Origin of the sequence: Catellatospora aurea (assembly GCF_042663325.1) — a bacterium.
Classification (GTDB): domain Bacteria; phylum Actinomycetota; class Actinomycetes; order Mycobacteriales; family Micromonosporaceae; genus Catellatospora; species Catellatospora aurea.
The window spans coordinates 37913-55169 of sequence record NZ_JBHTAC010000033.1 but is presented as its reverse complement, the minus strand read 5'-3'; the positions used below and the strand labels follow the sequence as shown (position 1 = coordinate 55169).

Below are 17257 nucleotides of genomic sequence, written 5' to 3'. Positions count from 1 at the left end.
GGTGGCCGCTCGGGAGCACCGGCCCGCGCCGAATCAGGTTCGCCGGCTACTTGAACTCTATGAGGAGTCGACCGCGGACTCCTCCGGCTTCCAGCAGCCGGTGGGCATGCGACGCCCGCTCCGGCTCGAAGGATTCGGCCACGCGCAGGGTAAGCCGTTTCTGATCGGCCAGCTGTCGCAGTTGATCTAGTTTGTCGCGGATCCCGTCGTAATCATGCACGTGGACTTTGACAGACTTGACCCCGTAACCCGCGGCCGCCAGGTCGAAGGCGGGCCGGTCGGGAAGGTCGCGGACGTGGGCCAGGCTCCCTCCGCTGCGAATCGCGGCAAGTAGAGGAGTTCCGATGAGCGCGGCGTCGACCGCGGCGTCGACTCCGGAGTCGGTGAGGGCACGGAAGCGTTCGGCAACGGCCGGTCCCCGGTCGACGACGCTGTCGGCGCCGAGCGCGTAGACGAGTGCCGCGTCGCGGGGATCCGCGTCGGCCAGCACGCGGTGGCCTGCGGCTTTGGCCAACTGCACCGCGTAGCCGCCGACGGCGCCGGCGGCCCCGGTGACGGCGAGGGTGCTACCCGGCGCAAGATCGAGCTGGTCGAGGGCGCGCAGCGCGGTCAGCCCGTTCATCGGCAGTGTGGCCGCTTCTGCGTGGCTCGTCCCAGCGGGTGCGCGGGCCACCCAGGCTTCGGGAAGCACGACCCACTCGGCGTATCCCCCGCCGGCTGCCCGGGTCGGGTTGATCATCGCCATGACGCGGTCGCCGATGGCGAGGCTGGTCACCGTGTCGGGGCCGATCTCGTCGATTGTTCCGGCGACGTCGAGGCCCGGAATGACCGGCTGGGTGCCGTGCTGGCGGATGGGTGTGCGCCCGGCCCGGATGAGGGTGTCGGCAGGGTTGACCGCTGCGGCACGTACGCGGATGCGGACCTCGCCCGGGCCTGCGTGCGGGGTGGGTAGCTCGACGATCCGCAGCACGTCCGGTCCTCCGTGCTGCATGAGTCCGACGGCCTTCATGCGACCTCCTTCCTGCTGCGCCTGCTGATGGCGATGCGTGGTCACGAGAGGCGCTGGGCGGTGCCGTCGGCTGAGGACCGCCGCATGGCCTCGATGAACCGGTGCCGGCGCAAAGCGTGCTCAAAGTCGGGCACGGTGCGGGTGCCCTCGGCGATGTCACGGGCGAGCTGGTCGTACAGGCGGGCGACGTTGGCGGCGGGGGTCGGTGCGAGGTCTGCCGGTACGTCGTCGGTGTAGGCGGCGGGAATCTCGATGGGCGCCACGGTGGTGTCGGTGCCGCGGCCGCCGGACAGCGCGAGCTGGGCGACCTGCATGTTGCCCCATGCCGCGGTCAGGACGAGGTCGCCGTCGGTGCCGTTGATCTCCCAGCGGAAGTTGTCGCCGCGTGAGGTGCCGCCGCGGTAGAACACCGATGCGGCGGCTCCCGAGGCGAGGGTGCCGATGATGGCGACCTGGTCGGGGGCGGTGACGGCGATGCGGCTGCCGTCCTCGGTCACCGTGGCTTCGCGGCGTCCGACGACGAGGTTGGCCGAGGCGGTGTCGAGTTCGCCGAGCACGTGGTGGAACGGGTCGAGGGCGTGCATGGTGGCGGAGGTGAGCGTGTTGGCGCCCTTGCTGTCGTCGAACCAGTAGGCCTGGCTGTGGCTGGCCACCTCTGCCCCCCACACCATCCCGGAGCCGACCATGGTCGTGCCCAGCACCCGGCCGAGGTAGCCCTGGTGGATCAGGTCCCGGGCGTGCTGCACCTGCGGGGCATAGCGGCCCTGCAGGCCGACTACGGTGCGCAGGCCGGATGTGCGGGCCAGTTCGGCCAGTTGCTCGGCCTCGGCCAGGCCGTTTCCGAGCGGCCACTCGCTGTAGACGGCTTTGCCCGCCCGCAGTGCCGCGGAGATGACCTCGAGGTGCTGTGTGACCTGCGCCGCGACCACCACCAGATCGACGTCGGGCCGGGCGATGAGGTCTCGCGCATCGTCGAAGCCGGGCACCCCGTACCTGGCCGACGCGGCCTCAGCCGAGCTGCGCCTTGATGTGCTCACGGCTCGCAGCTCGAAAGCCGGCGACGCAGCGATGACCGGAACGTGTGAGATGGATGCCCACGATCCTGGTCCGATGATGCCTACACCCGTCGGATTCATGTTGTTTCTCCAGCTCTAGTTGCATCCGGGGCGGCAGGGAGGAAGCCTGCCTGAACCCGGCCGACGCTACGCGAATATGGAACGAACGACAAAGAAAAGGGCGCAGATCACACGAAGTCGCTCTCCGCAGGGTAGCTAATTTCTGCTGCCATGAGCCCTCTATAGACAGATAATGGCGATAATTGCCCGGGTGCTGACGCGCCCTCCACGTCGGCTAACTTGTCAAACTGTTCCATAACTGGTTACCGTGACGTCATGGCACGTCAGCGCGAGTTCGACCTCGACACGGCCGTGGCCGCAGCGATGGACGTGTTCCGGAGCAAGGGGTACGAGGGAACGTCGATGCGGGATCTTGCCGAGGCCACCGGCCTGGGCAGCGGCTCGCTGTACGCCGCCTTCGGCAGCAAGGACGGCCTCTACCTCGCCGCCCTCGACCTGTACCGCCAGCGGTACGCCAACCCGATCGCCGACCTGATGCGCTCCGGCGAGAACGCTCGCGACGTGATCCGGGAGATGTTCGTCAGCGTCGTCGACGAGATCGCACGTGACGGGCACCGGCAGGCGTGCCTGATCATCGGTGCCGCCATGGAACGCGCCCACAACGACCTGCGGGTCGCCGAACGGCTCCAGTCGTCCACCCAGGCCCTCCAGCTCGCGATCTACGACGTGCTCGCCCAGGGGCAGCTGCGCGGTCAGGTCCCCGCAGACCGCAGCGCCGCCGACCTTGCCGCATTCCTGGTGACAAACCTGCAGGGACTGCGGGTGATGGGTGCCATCAACCCCGACCGGGTCGCACTCATGCGCTCGGCAGAGGTGGCCCTTCAAACCGTGTTCGCCCCCACCACGTGACCTCTGCGTCATCAGATACGCGGCACGTATAACGCTATGGCGCAGACGCACCAGCGGCACGGCAGGCCTCAGCAGGCCCATCGTCCGGTCGGCTTTGATCGGCACCCGGGGCCGTGCCCGACGTCTAGTCTGCGAAGAGGGGAAATGGAACCTTATCGCTGAGCGTCGTCTCTCGCTGAATCAGGACGAGGCGGCTGTTACTTCGCGTCGGACGGGGGTCGGGCACGTATGTCTGCGACGGTGCACGGGCTGTACGGCCGCCGAGCCGAGTGCGAGACCCTCGACCGACTCGTCGAGGAGGTCCAGTCAGGCCACCATGCCGTTCTGGTACTTCGCGGCCGTTCCGGCGACGGCAAGACGGCTCTGCTCGACTACCTGGCAGACGCGGCGGCTCAGCATGGCAGGGTCGTTCGGGTCGCCGGCGTCGAGGCCGAGATGGAGCTGCCCTACGCCGGGTTGCAGCAGCTATGCGCGTCGATGTTCGACCAGCTGGACGCTCTGCCTGTGCCGCAGCGTGACGCGCTGCAGGTCACGTTCGGCCTCGCCGAGGGATCGGCCCCGGATCGTTTCCTGGTCGGTCTGGCGGTCCTGACCCTGCTCTCGGACGTGGCATCCCAGCAGCCCCTGTACTGCGTGGTCGATGACGCGCAGTGGCTCGACCGGGCGTCCGTGCAGGCGCTGGCGTTCGCGGCGCGACGTTTGCAGGCCGATCCGGTGGCGCTGGTGTTCGCGGTGCGCCAGCCCAGCGGTGAGCGCGAGCTGGTCGGGTTGCCCGAGCTGAACGTGGCCGGACTCAACCACGCCGACGCGCGCCTGCTGCTGGCGTCGGCGGTGCACGGCAGGCTCGACGAGCGCGTGTGCGACAGGATCATCGCCGAGACCAGGGGCAACCCGCTTGCGCTGCTGGAACTGCCGCGAGGGCTGACCCCGGCGGAACTGGCGGGCGGCTTCGGGCTGCCCGATGCGCAGCCGCTGGCCAGCCGCATCGAGCAGGGCTTCGTACGGCGGCTGCGGCCGCTGCCGGCGCAGGCCAGGCAGTTCTTGCTGGTCGCGGCCGCGGAGCCGATCGGCGACCCGACCCTGCTGCGGCAGGCCACCGCCGAGCTTGGGCTGGCCGACGACGCGGCGACGCCCGCCGAGGCCGCGGGTCTGATCGAGATCGGAACGCGGGTGCGGTTCCGGCACCCGCTGGTGCGGTCGGCTGTCTACCGGGCCGCGACCCTGACCGAACGTCGGCGAGTGCACCAGGTGCTGGCTGATGCGACCGACGCGGTGGCCGATCCGGACCGCCGGGCATGGCATCTCGCCGCCGCCGCCCCCGCACCCGACGCGGCGGTCGCCGAGGAACTGGAGCGCTCGGCGGAACGGGCGCAGGCGCGCGGCGGTGTCGCGGCCGCGGCCGCGTTTCTGGAACGGGCGACGGAACTGACCCCCGATCCGGCCCGACGTGGTGCACGTGCGCTGGCCGCCGCGCAGGCCAAGTTCGACGCCGGAGACATCGACACCACCCGCGAACTGCTCGCCACGGCGGAGATGAGCGCCCTGGACGGCCTGCAGCAGGCGCGGGTCGAACGCCTGCGAGCCCAGCTCGCGTTCGCCGGCAGCCGTGGCAGAGACGCGCCGCCGCTGCTGCTCGGTGCCGCCGAGCGGCTATCGGCCCTCGACGCCGCGATGGCGCGGGAGACGTACCTGGAAGCGCTGCTGGCCGCGATCTACGCGGGGCGCCTCGGCGAAGGTGGCGTGCTCGCGGTCGCGAAGGCGGCCCTGTCCGCACCCGCCGCCGCCGGACCCCCGCGCGCCGTCGATCTACTGTTGGACGGCCTGGCGACCCGGTTCGCGCACGGATACGTGCAGGCCGTGCCCATCATCCAGCGTTCCCTGTCCGCGTACCGCTCCGAGTACCACCGGCTGACCTGGGTGTGCCTGGCAACCTCGGGTGCCGCGATGGACCTGTGGGACGATCAGGCCTGGCTGGAACTGGCCACCCGCCAGGTGCAGCTGGCGCGTGAGGCCGGCACCTTGAACCTGCTTCCGCTGGCGCTGGACTACCTGGCCGGCTGGCATGTCCAGGCCGGTGAACTGGCCGACGCGGCAACCCTGCTGCAGGAGGCGGCGGCCCTCAACACGGCGGTGCAGGTGGCGCCGCCCCCGTACACGTCGCTGATCCTGGCCGCCTGGAGGGGTGACCGAGAAAGCGTCGACGAACTACAGCGGGACGGCATCCGGGACGCGTCGGCGCGGGGCGAAGGCAACGCGCTGGCAATGATGGAGTACGCCACGGCGGTGCTGCACAACGGGCTCGGCCTGTACGGGTCGGCACTGGACGCCGCGCGTGAAGCCGGCGCGGGAGACGAGCTGGCGACCGGACCGTGGGCGCTGGCGGAGCTGGTCGAGGCTGCGGCAAGGGCAGACGAGCGCGACGTCGGCGAGCAGGCGCTGCGGCGGCTGGCGCAGCGGACGCGGGCCAGTGGAACGCAGTGGGCGCTGGGTGTCGAGGCCCGCTGCCGTGCCCTGCTGAGCGAGGGGACGGCTGCCGAGGCGCTGTACCGGGAGGCGATCGAGCGGCTGGCGGGCTGCCGGATGGCCGCGCACCTGGCACGTGCGCATCTGGTGTACGGCGAGTGGCTGCGCCGGCAGCGGCGCCGCGCGGACGCCCGCGAGCACCTGTACGTCGCCCACGACATGCTCACGCGCATGGGTGCCGAGGCGTTCGGTGAACGCGCCCGCGGCGAGCTGCTGGCAACGGGCGAGACCGTCCGCAGACCGAGCGCAGCGGCGGCTGCCGACCTCACTGCCCAGGAGGCTTCTATCGCCCGGCTCGCCAGCGCCGGGTACACCAACCCGGAGATCGGCGCTCAGCTGTTCCTCAGCCCGCGCACGGTCGAGTGGCACCTGCGCAAGGTCTTCGCGAAGCTCGCCATCAACTCCCGCCGCGAGCTGCGCGACACACCGCTGCGTGCCAAGGCCGCCCTGCCGGTGTAGCCGCACCGCCGTGCCGGGGGTTCGCGCAGGGCTGACCAGGGACTTTGACGGGTTCAGCAGCGCCCTTCGGGCGCGACACTTGACCCATGGGACCGGCTGCGACGCCGGTGGCGTACGGAGCGGCGCAGGCCACCGCGGTGGGATCGACAGGAGGAAGTCCATGCCGTTCGTCAACGTCAAACTCGTCGAGGGTGTGTTCACCGAGGAGCAGAAGCACGCCCTGGCCGCGGACCTGACCGACGTGATGGTCAAGCACGAGGGTTCTGAGGCGTTCCGCGACGTCGTGTGGGTGCTCATCGAAGAACTGCACCCCGACGGCTGGCACATCGGCGGCGAGCCGTTCCGCGGCCCGAAGTCGCTGATGCAGGCGCTGGCCCATGCCAAGGCGACATACGAGTCCATCGAGGGAAACCCCACCACCCGCCAGGAGTTCTCGGCGGTCGCCCCGCCGGCCGGCCCGAGCACGCGAACCGGTCGCGCATGAGCAGCGGGCACGCGGCGATGCGAGCGGTCGGCCTGACCGAGTACGGCGGCCCCGAGGTGCTGCGGGTGGTGGACATACCCCGCCCGCAGGCCGGCCCCGGCCAGGTCCGGGTGCGGGTCCGGGCGGCGGCGGTGAACCCCGCCGACACCCTGCTGCGGGCCGGGTACCTCGCGAACCTGATGCGCGAGCTCACCCCGCCCTACATACCGGGCCAGGACATCGCCGGAACCGTCGACCAGATCGGCCCAGGCGCCGACGCCCGACTCCGGATCGGGGACCAGGTCATGGCGATGGTCATCCCGATCCGGCCCGACGGCGGCGGGTACGCCGAACACGTCGTGCTCGACGCCGGCTGGGTCACCCCGGCACCGGCCGGCACCAGCCACGCCGAGGCGGCCACACTGCCGCTCAACGGGCTGACCGCGTTACTGGCGCTGGACGCACTCGGCCTGCCGGCCGGGTCGAGCCTGGCGATCACCGGCGCGGCGGGCGCACTGGGCGGCTACCTCGTGCAGCTGGCCAAACACCGCGGACTGCGGGTCCTCGCCGACGCGCTACCGGCCGACGTCCCGCTGGTCAGCAAGCTGGGCGCCGACGAGGTCGTGGCCCGCGGCGACGGCGTCGCCGCGCGCCTGGCCCAGGCCGCCGGCGGGACCGTCGACGCGGTCGCCGACGCCGCCGTCATCGGCGACGCCCTGTTCGAGGCGGTACGCGACGGCGGCGCATTCGCGCAGTTCCGCGGATCGGGCGAGCCCGGCGGCGGGCTGCACACCCCGCAGCGCCCGATCACGGTCCACCCGGTGTTCGTTCCCGACTACGGCGGCCGGGCAGACAAGCTCGACGAGCTGCGCCGGCTGGCCGAGGCCGGGGTGCTGACCCCGCGCGTCGCGCAGGTCCTGCCACCGGAGCAGGCACCGCTGGCCCACCGGCTGCTGGAAGCCGGCGGCGTACGCGGACGCCTGGTACTGGCCTTCTGAAACCCGTCACGCAGCGACAGGAGAAGCTTTACATGACCGATCAACTGGTGCGGCAGCTGCTCGACGTGGAGGCCATCAAGCAGCTCAAGGCGCGCTACTTCCGCTACGTCGACACCAAGCAGTGGACGGAACTGGCCGCGCTGTTCACCGCCTCGCCCCACATCGACTTCGGCGACGTCGTCTTCACCGACGCCACCGAGTTCGCGACCTCGACCGGGCGCCTGATCGACCAGACACCGACCGTGCACCACGGACACATGCCCGAGATCGAACTTACCGGCCCGGACACCGCCACCGGCGTGTGGGCCATGGAAGACCTGGTCACCGTGCCCAGCGGCCCGCACACGCCATACGGCCACCACGGCTACGGCCACTACCACGAGACGTACCAGCGGGTGGACGGGCAATGGCGGATCGCCCGGCTCAAGCTCACCCGCCTGCGCATGGACCCCCTGGACGAAACCGACCCACGGCGCCTGGCCGGCGCCCGTCTCGAACAGGCCGCGTCCGGCAATCGGAGCGTCGGCACAGGGCACCACGAAAGGAGCAGCTCGTGAGCATCACCGACACCACCAGCGGCAAGCCGACGGTGGTCCTCGTCCACGGCGCGTTCGCCGAGTCCGCCAGCTGGAACGGCGTCATCGCCGCCCTGCTCGGCGACGGCTTCCCCGCGATCGCGGTCGCGAACCCGCTGCGCGGCGTCAAGCACGACGCCGACTACCTGCGCAGCGTTCTCGCGCAAATCCAGGGCCCGATCGTGCTGGTCGGGCACTCCTACGGCGGCACCGTCATCACCAACGGCGCCACCGGCAACGGCCAGGTCAAAGCCCTGGTCTACGTCGGCGGATTCGCCCCCGACACCGGCGAGAGCGCCGCCGAGCTCGCCGGACGCTACGAAGGCGGCAGCCTCGGCGAAACACTCACCGCCGTCAAACTGCCCACCGGCGAGACCGACCTCTACATCCGCCAGGACCGCTACCACGCGCAGTTCGCCGCCGACTCGCCTGCCGCCGACGCGGCGGTCATGGCGGTCACCCAGCGGCCCATCGTGGAGTCCGCGCTCAACGAGCCGTCCGCCGAGCCCGCCTGGCGGGCGATCCCGTCGTGGTTCCTGTTCGGTAGCGAGGACAAGAACATTCCCGCGGCCGTGCAGCGGTTCATGGCCGAACGGGCCGGGTCCCGGCGGACCGTGGAACTGGCCGGCGGCTCGCACACCGTCGGTATTCCCGAGGCCGCCGCTGTCGTGGAGCTCATCCGCGAAGCAGCGGCCGCGGGCCGCTAAGCCGTCGGCGGCACCGGACACGACGACATCGACACAGATGAGGGGTATGGCACATGCGTGCTGTGGTACTGCGGGAGTTCGGCGACGAGCTGAAGGTCAGCGAGATCGACAAGCCGGTCGCCGGCCCGGGCCAGGTGCTGGTGCGGGTGGCGGCCAGCGGCGTCAACCCGCTGGACACCAAGATCCAGGCGGGCAAGGCGGCCCACGCGAAGACGCGCCTGCCGGCTGTCCTCGGCCTGGACCTGGCCGGGACAGTCCAGGCGGTCGGCACGGGTGTGGCCGGCTTCCAACCTGGTGACGAAGTCTACGGGCTCACCGGCGGGGTGGGAGACCTGCCGGGCTCCCTGGCGGAGTACACAGCCGTGGACGCCCGGCTGCTGGCGCTCAAGCCGAAGTCGCTGACGATGCGGCAGGCGGCCGCGCTGCCGCTGGCCGTCATCACCGCCTGGGAAGGGCTCGTCGACCGGGCCGCGGTGAAGGCCGGTCAGCAGGTCCTCGTGCACGGTGGCGCGGGCGGCGTCGGCTCCGCGGCCGTGCAGATAGCCCGCGCTCGCGGCGCCCAGGTCTACGCGACCGGCTCCCCGCGCAGCCTCGAGGCCATCGAGGCCCTCGGCGCGACGCCGATCGACTACACCAGCGTCCCCGTCGAGCAGTACGTGCGGCAGCACACCGGCGGCGAGGGCTTCGACATCATCGTCGACACCGTCGGCGGGGCCACCCTCGACGCGTCGTTCGCGGCCGCCCGCACCTACACCGGCCACGTCGTCAGCGCGCTCGGCTGGGGCACCCACTCGCTGGCTCCCCTGTCGTTTCGCGCAGCGACCTACTCAGGGATCTTCACGCTCCTGCCGATGCTCACCGGCCGCGGCCGCGAACACCACGGCCAGATCCTGCGCGAAGTCGCTGCGCTCGCCGACGCAGGGGCACTGGTTCCACTACTCGATCCTCGCCGCTTCACCCTGGACGACGTGACCGAGGCGCACGCGGCGGTCGCGGCCGGCACCACCGCCGGCAAGATCGTCCTGGACGTCACCGACCACGCCTGATGCCGTGAGCAGTCCGGCGGGGATGTCCGACACTGCCTTCCGCCCACCGCCCCGGCGCACGCACCACGCAGGTGCTCAGGCCGGGAACTTCGCCTGACGAACACGATGGGAGTCACCTGATGTCCAGCACCGATTATGAGAGCGGCCGGATCGGCCTGCTTCTCATCGACACGGTCAACGAGGTTTTCGCGGAGAAAGGCAAGAGCTACGCAGAATTCAAGGACGAGTTCGAGCGGATCGGCACCTTCGAGAACCTCAAGCGGCTGCTCGCCGGAGCACGCGCGCAGCGCATGCCGGTGTTCTTCGCACCCATGTCCTTCACCGAAGAGGACTACACCACCTGGCGCTACATCTGCGGCATCCAGCAGGAGATGTACGACAACCGCCTGTTCGAGGCCGGCACCTGGAACGCCGACTTCCACCCCGACCTGTCGCCGGAGCCCGGCGAAATCGTCGTCTCTCCGCACAAGAACATCGACGTCATCGCCACCACCGACCTCGACACGCAACTCAGACAACACGGCGTTCAGTACGTGGCGGTCGCGGGCATGGTCGGGACCATGTGCGTGGAGTCCACGGCCCGCACCGCGATGGAACGCGGCTACCACGTCACCACGTTCACCGACGCGACAGCCGCAGCCGGGGGGCGGCCGGCCTACGACGCGATGATCCTGCGCTACCCGCTGATCTCACACGCGACGCTGACCGTCGACGACTTCCTCGACGCGACATCACACGCACCCTGACCACAACGCTAGGCGTTATCGAGTTCGCCGGTCGGACCGATAGGTCTTATGGCCGAGCACGCCCGGCGGGTCCCCGAGAGATCCGCCGGGCCTGATACCCGACGCGAGCCGCCACTAAATCACCACTGTGGCACGCGGACATACTGCGGCCATTTCATCCTGCCCCATCGACCCGCGTCAGGATGAAATGGCCTCAGAGAAGGTCACGTTGTCACCGCCTTATGAGACGACGGTCCACTGGGCTCAAGGACGGCGGCCAGCAGAACCCCGAGATCAGTCGCCGGCCACAGCTGGCAGCAAACTACGGCGGCATCTTTGTCATCGATCAACTCACTCTGACAGCTTGGTCACAGCGTCTCTCAGCTCCCACCGCGAGTCCCAGACGTCACCGACAGCGGCTCCTCGTTCGGCCAACTGCTGCACGTCGGGCAAGAGCCGGCGCTCGCGGCGGTAGACGGCGGCCCGCACAGCGCTCGCGCGCATGTGCGGGTCATCGCCGCTTATCAGGTCTCGCAGCACGTCGGTGACCTCGTCCTGCGTGTACAGCAGGAAGAACGCGGCTCGTCGCCGATGGAGGGAGTCGGCGTGCTCGAGCAGCGGGGTAAGATCGGCCAGCCGCAACGTCCTGGCACTGGCCAGCGGCCACAGCGCCGAGTTGACCACCGCGACGTCCGGGTCGGTCAACATCTGCCGCAGCATCTGTTCACGATCGGCAACACCGACCTTGTTCAGGCCCTGGACGGCCTCCTTTCGCACTCGAGGATCCGGGTCTGCCAGCGCCGCCCGGATCAACGCCTCCGCTCCTGGCATCTTCACCTTGGCGACCATCTCCACGACCTCCTGACGCGCCAGTGGATCGGTATCGGACGAAGCTGCCAGCAACGCGTGCCACCCATCCCGGCTGAGTTCGGGTAGCGCGGCCAGCGAGCGCGCGGCTCGCTCGCGCCGCGACGGCGACGGGTCTGAAGCGAGTGCCGTGCGCAAGAAATCCTCGTCGCCTGGAAGCTTCTGCCAACCGAACATCCCGACGTCGCAGCCCTCTGTCAGTTCATCGAGCCACCGCTCATACCAGGCGAGGAAGTCTTCGTCTTCGAGCATGTACGGGCCGAAGCGACCGTCGACGTCCGCGTGAACCAGGCGGCCTCGCCAGGGCCCGGTCACGATCAGCAGCGTGCGAACGGTGCAGCCGTGGTCGACCACCGTGAGCGTGCCCTGCCAGGGGCTGACATCGGCCTTGTAGAACTGCTCCGACCAGTGCTCAAGCCGCTCCAGCCCGGGCTCGATCACGCTCGGCGCGGCGAGTTTGTCTGAGACGTCATCGCCGAGGGGAAGCAGACCGTAGTCCGGGCCTGCTCCGCCGTCACCCAGCCGCGTGACGAAGCGCCGATAGGCCTCCGGCAGGTCGACGCCATGATCGGATTCGAATAGCGTGACGGTTTCTTCCGCCAGGGGCGGGTTCAGTTGGAAGCCATGCGCCTCAACGCCGAATACATGCTGCCAGCGGTCGGGAGACGCAGTGACGAGCCCAAGTTTTGTCGCGGTACGTCCCAGGCGCTGATCAACTCCGCCGTCCCCGTTCCCATGTCCTGCGGCCATGGCGCGAATTTCACCAGCCGTGTCTGAGATGCCATCTGCGCGCTGGCGGCCTGCGGTGCCGGTCGAGGACCTGTCGAACGGCTTGTCGTCGACCAGCAGGCAATGGCCCGTTCCCCGGATCCAGGCCTCATGCGCGTTCATCTCGCGACGGCGCAGGCCGCTCACGACTCAGCCGGCACGCCTTGCTTCTCGGCGCCTGGCCGGGCGGCGCGATGTCGGCGGGGCGGGGCATGATGCGCGCGTGGAGCTCGCCCGTTTGGCGGCACTCGGACGGCGGCTGCTCACACCGGACGAGTGGGAGTACGCCTGCGGTGCCGGCGCGGCGACCCTGTTCCGGTGGGGCGACACCTATCCGGGCGGCGGCGATCCGTGGTCGGCGCGCACCGGGCCGCACCGTGAGCCGAACCTGTTCGGCCTGGCCATCGGGCAGGATCCGTACCGCGACGAGCGGACCGCCGACCCGGCCGTGATCTGCGGTGGCGACGGCGGCTCCATGGTGTGCGGCGGTTCGGGCGAGTTCGTCTCCTGGCTCACCGTCGCGACCGCCTACGCGACGCCGACTACGCGCAGTTCGTCCAGGATGAGGCCGAGGACCTGGACCAGATGCTGGTGGGCGGTCATGCGGGTTGTCCGTATGGCTGGATGCGGCGCACGAGCAGGTGGTGGACTGCCGCGCCGAGGGCCGCGCCCAGGATGGGCGCGAGCAGGTAGATGGCCAGGTCGGTGGTCCGGCCGGAGAGCAGGGCGGGGCCGAGCTGGCGAGCCGGGTTCACTGATCCGCCGCTGAGCGGTTTGAATACGGCGATGACCAGTGCGACGGCCGCGCCGATGGCGTAGGGCATGAGGCGCATGAGGCGCGGACGGGCTATGAAGAGTCCGATGAGCAGGGTCAGGGCGAGCATGCCGGCGGTTTCGGCGAGGAAGACGGGGTCCGGTGATCACGATGGCCGGTGAGCTGCCGATGTCATGATCACCACGTTCGGGTGGTGACGGCAATGGTGCGGTTGCGCCTCCCGGATGAGCTGGCTGCTCTGCCTAGGCACAGCATCGCGGTCAAGGCGGCCCCCTGGGCCGACACCGGTTGGCGCACCGGCTGCCCGTTCGGCAGCTTATCGAAGTCAGTCGTTCTTTGGCATTGCAGGTTATTGACAACAAGGTTTCTAGTCACCCACCATGTGAGAGCGCTCTCACATCCGTGGAGGGACTCGACCAGGCACTTCCGCCGATCGCATCACCTCCGCCCCTGCTCGAGAAGGGCACATTCGCTGTGGAGATTCAACAAGAACGCGCACCCAGCATGCCCAGTGGCCGCGCCGTGAACCGAGCGCTGTCACGCGGCCGGCGCCTCCTGATCCTCCTCGCCGCGGCCGTCACCGCACTCGTCGGCAGCACGGTCGTCCAGCAGCAGCCCGCACACGCCGCGTGGAACCTCGTGTGGGCCGACGAGTTCAACGGGTCCGGCGCGCCCAGCAGCGCCAACTGGAACTACAACGTCGGCAACGGCCTCAACCCCGGCCTCAATGCTTTCGACGGCTGGGGCAACGGCGAGTGGGAGTGGTACCGCCCCGAGAACTGCACGCAGTCCGGCGGCAACCTCGTGATGCGCGCCAACTGGCTCACGACGCCCATCACGGTCAACGGCCGCAACTTCTACCAGACGTCGTGCCGGATGACGACGGACACGAAGAGGTCCTTCCAGTACGGCCGTATCGAGGCGCGCATGGCGCTGCCGACCGCCACCGGCTCGTGGCCGGCTTTCTGGATGCTCGGTGACTCGTGCGACGAGACGTCCACGAGTGCCTACAACCCGGCGCAGACCTACTACGACCGCCTGCCCACCAACTGGGCCAGTTGCGGCGAGGTCGACATCATGGAACACGCGAACGCGAACGCGACAGTCACGAACAACATCTTCTGGGATGTGCGGACCGGAGTGTTCCCGTGGACAGCGGGTCAGAACGCCAACTACGTCGCGAACCCCGCCGTCAACAACGCCGCGGCCTTCCACGTCTATGCGATCGAGTGGACGGCCGGGCAGATCCGCTGGTACATCGACGGCACGCAGACGCACGTGATCGACACGACACCGGCGACCTTGGAGGAGTTCCGCAAGCCGTTCCACCTCATCTTCAACCTGGCGCTGGGCGGCACGTACCCCGGACAGAACCCCGTGCAGAGCCAGTTCCCGCTCACCGCATTGGTCGACTACGTGCGCTATTACCAGGACGGCGGGGGTACGGGCGGATCCGCGACGCAGATCAACGGGCCGGGTGGCAAGTGCGTGGATGTGGCCGGAAACGACACGGGCGGCAATGGCGCGGCCGTGCAGCTGTGGACGTGCCAGGGGTCTGCGGTTTCGCAGGACCAGCAGTGGAGCCGGGACGGCCAGACCCTGCGGACGCTGGGCCGGTGCCTCGACGTCAACGGCGCGGGTACGGCCAACGGCACGAAGGTGCAGCTCTGGGACTGCAACGGCAGCGGCGCACAGAACTGGGTCCAGGAAGGCAACCGGTTGCGCAACCCGAACTCCAACAAGTGCCTGGACTCCCCGTCAGGCTCGACAGCCGACGGCGCGCGACTGCAGATCTGGGACTGCAACGGATCGGCCGCACAGTACTTCGTGAAGGCAGCGTGACGGCCAGCCCAGGGGCACGCTGACGGTCAGGTCGCGGGAGCGGACAGGCTCCCGCGACCTGACCGCGTTCAGCGGGATCCTCCGTGGAACCCCGGTCGTTCACGACCGGGAGGAAACGGATCTCCTGCGGAGCAGGGCAGGGAAAGCTGGTTCGCCGTCAAGGCGGATCGGGCGTTGACCAGGCGTCCTGCGCGAGTGGACAGGTGTACTAATTTGTGCGGGTCACGACGGAGGTCCCCACGCACCCGCGTAAGCGGGGAACGGCTATCGCGGACCGTTGATGTCGTGAACCTTGCGGCCCGGATTCGTCCGGGCCGGGGCGCAGTCAATCGCCCGTACGCGGCCTGCCCTCACCGCCAGTGGGGGAAGAGGTCCACAAGCCTGCCCATTCATGGGCGGGTAGTTGACGGATACGACCCGCGCCGGGGTTTGTCCGGCGCGGGTCGTGGAACGGTGGCCGGGCGGACCCGCCCATGGCTGCATCGGCCCGCGACCAGCGGACCCGACGGGACGCGACGGCTGCGACGCTCAGTTCGGAGCCGTCGAGGAATTCCTCCACCACGCGACGGGATGAACGGTGCCGAGCACCCAGGCCACAGCGGCGGCCGCGCCAGCGGGGTCGCGCACGACGGAGAAGCTGCCGCTACCTGTGCCGCTGGCAAGCTTGACCACTGCCGGCAGACCGCAGGCGGCGAGCGCGTCCAACACCTGCGCCGGCCCCGTCACCGGCGCCGCCACGACCGTGCGGCCCGGATCGGCGGACAGGTACTGCCTCATCAGCGCCTTGTCCTGGATCAACAGGTCGGGCGGCGGCCCGCCACGGTGATGACACCGTCCGGCCGACCTCGCATCGGGCGAGTCCTAAGGCCGCTACTGCTCGGTGTCGACCGGCAGTTGCAGCACGTACGCTCGCACGGGTGCGGACAGCTCGTCATCGGTACGGTCCTGGCCGACCAGCTCGTACCAGGCCAGGTTCTCGATCCAGAAGCGGGCGATGAATTCGTCGAAGTCGGGGGCCACCCGCCACAGGTCCTCGGCGGCCTGCTCTGGCGCTACCTCGTACTCGTCGTAGGCCTCCGAGCCGGCAAGCACTTCGTGGCTGCCGTCGGGCAGCAGGTGCAGGTACCAGAACACGCAGCCCTGCCGGTCGTTGAGGAACCGCACCAGCCGGGCACCCTCTCGGACCGGGCTCGCGGCCGTCGGCAGACCCGCCTCCCAGTAGCAGGAGGTGCAGGTGGGCACCGAGTCCCGCAGCAGCGGATCGGCCATGAACGCGGCGAACGACTCCGGCAGTGCCGCTGGGTACTCGGTCGCGGCCACCGGGCCGCCGAGGGTGTCCATCCCGTACTCGCCCTTGGCCAGGTCACCGAGCGGAACTAGTTCGCGCATCCACTCGTGCAAGCCGCCGGGGTGGTCGCGCGGCAGTGTCGGCAGCACGGCACCCAGTGTGCCGCCGTAGGTGCCGTACACCGGCCGGAATCGGCCCAGCCCGAACGAGATCCAGCCGTTCTTGATCGTCATGGGCGGCCCGTAACCGCACGCACCGACACTACCGGCCACCCCGCGGTGCCCAAGCCGAGACGTCCGGGCGCGTGCCACGACCGCAGGTTGACGTGAACACGGTTCGCGCCGTTACCAATGGCGGACTATACCCAGCAGCATCCGAACCGGATTCCAGCAGCTCAGGGACCAATTGTGACCGTTGCAGCCGTGCGGACACGTCGTATGTAGCCCTACACCACAGTGGGAGTGTCTGGACAGTGGTTCGCGTGCCGGACACTTTACCGAGTATGCGGATTTCAGGCATCTCGCTGCGACGCTGAGGCGCCGGTTGTCACTCCTATCCTGGTCACCAACCTGGGCAGGTTCGTCGCCACCCGCTACCGAGACCAGCACGGGGCCGACCGCGTCGAGCTGCGCGTCGTGTTCGACCTGGCCGACGACAACGACATCGCCCAGGCGCAAACGCGGCACTTGCTCGCGGTCACGCACCTGGTCGTGACGCGCGTGTTCGAGCCGGCGCCGGGAAAGGAGCAGCGCAGATGAACTGCGTAGGCCTGTCGTGGCCTTCAGCTCAGCGCCAGAGGTCGGAACCTTCGCGGCCTGATGGGTCCATCGGCTGGAAGTCCTCGTGTAGCCCGGAGACGCTACGGCCGGACTGCCTGCCGTCCTTGTCGACCTCGACCAGGCACCAACCCGGTGACTCGGCCGGAGGCTCCGGATCGTGGCCTTCATCGACCCTGTGCAGCACCGCGAACGCGGCCTCCCGCGCAGCCTCGCGGGCGACGAGCACCAGGTCGTCACGGTCGGCGCCCGCGTCCAAGAGCCGCCTGCAACAGGCAGGTTCTCCAGCACACCTGGCCGACTCCACCCGTCCACAGCGTCTCGCCACACGTGCCGAAGCACCAGGAACCGCGCCATCTGCGGAATGCCTTCGGCGATCTCGGACCGAGCCCAGTCCTCGGGTCCCTCCGCGCCCAGCTGCTCAAAGCGCGCACGCAGCTGCACGGCCGCA

Annotated in this window: 17 protein-coding genes; 10 read left to right on the top strand and 7 right to left on the bottom strand. The window is 69.6% G+C overall.

The genetic code is table 11. The features are described 5' to 3' along the window. Nucleotides 1-46: 46 nt before the first annotated feature. Entirely contained in the window at nucleotides 47-1009 is a 963-nt protein-coding gene (locus tag ACFQO7_RS26460) for an NADP-dependent oxidoreductase (protein WP_376808904.1), read from the bottom strand. Nucleotides 1010-1050: 41 nt separating this feature from the next. Next, nucleotides 1051-2145: a Gfo/Idh/MocA family protein gene (locus ACFQO7_RS26455; RefSeq protein WP_376808903.1), complete on the bottom strand. Its 1095-nt coding sequence runs from the start codon at nucleotides 2143-2145 to the stop codon at nucleotides 1051-1053. Between the two features lie 255 nt (nucleotides 2146-2400). On the opposite strand from ACFQO7_RS26455, the gene ACFQO7_RS26450 reads away from it, so the two are divergent. The 8 genes from ACFQO7_RS26450 (at nucleotide 2401) to ACFQO7_RS26415 (ending at nucleotide 10511) form a co-directional block, all read left to right on the top strand. Beyond that, complete coding sequence (locus ACFQO7_RS26450) at nucleotides 2401-2994, top strand: TetR/AcrR family transcriptional regulator (protein WP_376808902.1); 594 nt, start codon at nucleotides 2401-2403, stop codon at nucleotides 2992-2994. Between the two features lie 228 nt (nucleotides 2995-3222). Next, nucleotides 3223-5976: a helix-turn-helix transcriptional regulator gene (locus ACFQO7_RS26445; protein ID WP_376808901.1), complete on the top strand. Its 2754-nt coding sequence runs from the start codon at nucleotides 3223-3225 to the stop codon at nucleotides 5974-5976. Nucleotides 5977-6136: 160 nt separating this feature from the next. Further along, on the top strand, nucleotides 6137-6460 hold the full coding sequence (locus ACFQO7_RS26440; protein ID WP_376808900.1) for a tautomerase family protein: 324 nt from the start codon (nucleotides 6137-6139) through the stop codon (nucleotides 6458-6460). Continuing rightward, entirely contained in the window at nucleotides 6457-7437 is a 981-nt protein-coding gene (locus ACFQO7_RS26435) for an NADP-dependent oxidoreductase (protein ID WP_376808899.1), read from the top strand. The genes ACFQO7_RS26440 and ACFQO7_RS26435 overlap by 4 nt, the downstream gene beginning before the upstream one ends. Before the next feature lie 32 nt (nucleotides 7438-7469). Beyond that, nucleotides 7470-7994: a nuclear transport factor 2 family protein gene (locus ACFQO7_RS26430; protein WP_376808898.1), complete on the top strand. Its 525-nt coding sequence runs from the start codon at nucleotides 7470-7472 to the stop codon at nucleotides 7992-7994. Further along, nucleotides 7991-8719: an alpha/beta fold hydrolase gene (locus tag ACFQO7_RS26425; protein ID WP_376808897.1), complete on the top strand. Its 729-nt coding sequence runs from the start codon at nucleotides 7991-7993 to the stop codon at nucleotides 8717-8719. The genes ACFQO7_RS26430 and ACFQO7_RS26425 overlap by 4 nt, the downstream gene beginning before the upstream one ends. 53 nt (nucleotides 8720-8772) lie before the next feature. Next, nucleotides 8773-9765: a zinc-dependent alcohol dehydrogenase family protein gene (locus tag ACFQO7_RS26420; protein WP_376808896.1), complete on the top strand. Its 993-nt coding sequence runs from the start codon at nucleotides 8773-8775 to the stop codon at nucleotides 9763-9765. A gap of 119 nt (nucleotides 9766-9884) precedes the next feature. Further along, nucleotides 9885-10511: a cysteine hydrolase family protein gene (locus tag ACFQO7_RS26415; RefSeq protein ID WP_361055099.1), complete on the top strand. Its 627-nt coding sequence runs from the start codon at nucleotides 9885-9887 to the stop codon at nucleotides 10509-10511. 330 nt (nucleotides 10512-10841) lie between these two features. Here the strand turns inward: ACFQO7_RS26415 and ACFQO7_RS26410 are convergent, their stop codons facing one another. Both ACFQO7_RS26410 and ACFQO7_RS26405 read right to left on the bottom strand, forming a co-directional pair. Then, a complete protein-coding gene (locus tag ACFQO7_RS26410) occupies nucleotides 10842-12272 on the bottom strand; it encodes a HEAT repeat domain-containing protein (RefSeq protein ID WP_376808895.1) in 1431 nt (476 codons plus the stop codon). Nucleotides 12273-12724: 452 nt separating this feature from the next. Beyond that, on the bottom strand, nucleotides 12725-13009 hold the full coding sequence (locus ACFQO7_RS26405) for an aquaporin (protein WP_376808894.1): 285 nt from the start codon (nucleotides 13007-13009) through the stop codon (nucleotides 12725-12727). Between the two features lie 413 nt (nucleotides 13010-13422). On the opposite strand from ACFQO7_RS26405, the gene ACFQO7_RS26400 reads away from it, so the two are divergent. Continuing rightward, complete coding sequence (locus ACFQO7_RS26400; protein WP_376808893.1) at nucleotides 13423-14742, top strand: ricin-type beta-trefoil lectin domain protein; 1320 nt, start codon at nucleotides 13423-13425, stop codon at nucleotides 14740-14742. 528 nt (nucleotides 14743-15270) lie between these two features. Here ACFQO7_RS26400 and ACFQO7_RS26395 read toward each other — a convergent pair. After that, nucleotides 15271-15519, bottom strand: coding sequence for an ATP-grasp domain-containing protein (locus ACFQO7_RS26395; protein WP_376808892.1), 249 nt, complete (start codon nucleotides 15517-15519; stop codon nucleotides 15271-15273). 93 nt (nucleotides 15520-15612) lie between these two features. Then, nucleotides 15613-16263: a hypothetical protein gene (locus ACFQO7_RS26390; RefSeq protein WP_376808891.1), complete on the bottom strand. Its 651-nt coding sequence runs from the start codon at nucleotides 16261-16263 to the stop codon at nucleotides 15613-15615. A 402-nt stretch (nucleotides 16264-16665) separates the two neighbouring features. Here ACFQO7_RS26390 and ACFQO7_RS26385 point away from each other — a divergent pair, with 402 nt between their 5' ends. Further along, complete coding sequence (locus ACFQO7_RS26385; RefSeq protein ID WP_376808890.1) at nucleotides 16666-16788, top strand: hypothetical protein; 123 nt, start codon at nucleotides 16666-16668, stop codon at nucleotides 16786-16788. Between the two features lie 28 nt (nucleotides 16789-16816). Here ACFQO7_RS26385 and ACFQO7_RS26380 read toward each other — a convergent pair whose 3' ends face one another. Next, nucleotides 16817-17065, bottom strand: coding sequence for a hypothetical protein (locus tag ACFQO7_RS26380; RefSeq protein WP_376808889.1), 249 nt, complete (start codon nucleotides 17063-17065; stop codon nucleotides 16817-16819). Nucleotides 17066-17257: the final 192 nt, after the last annotated feature.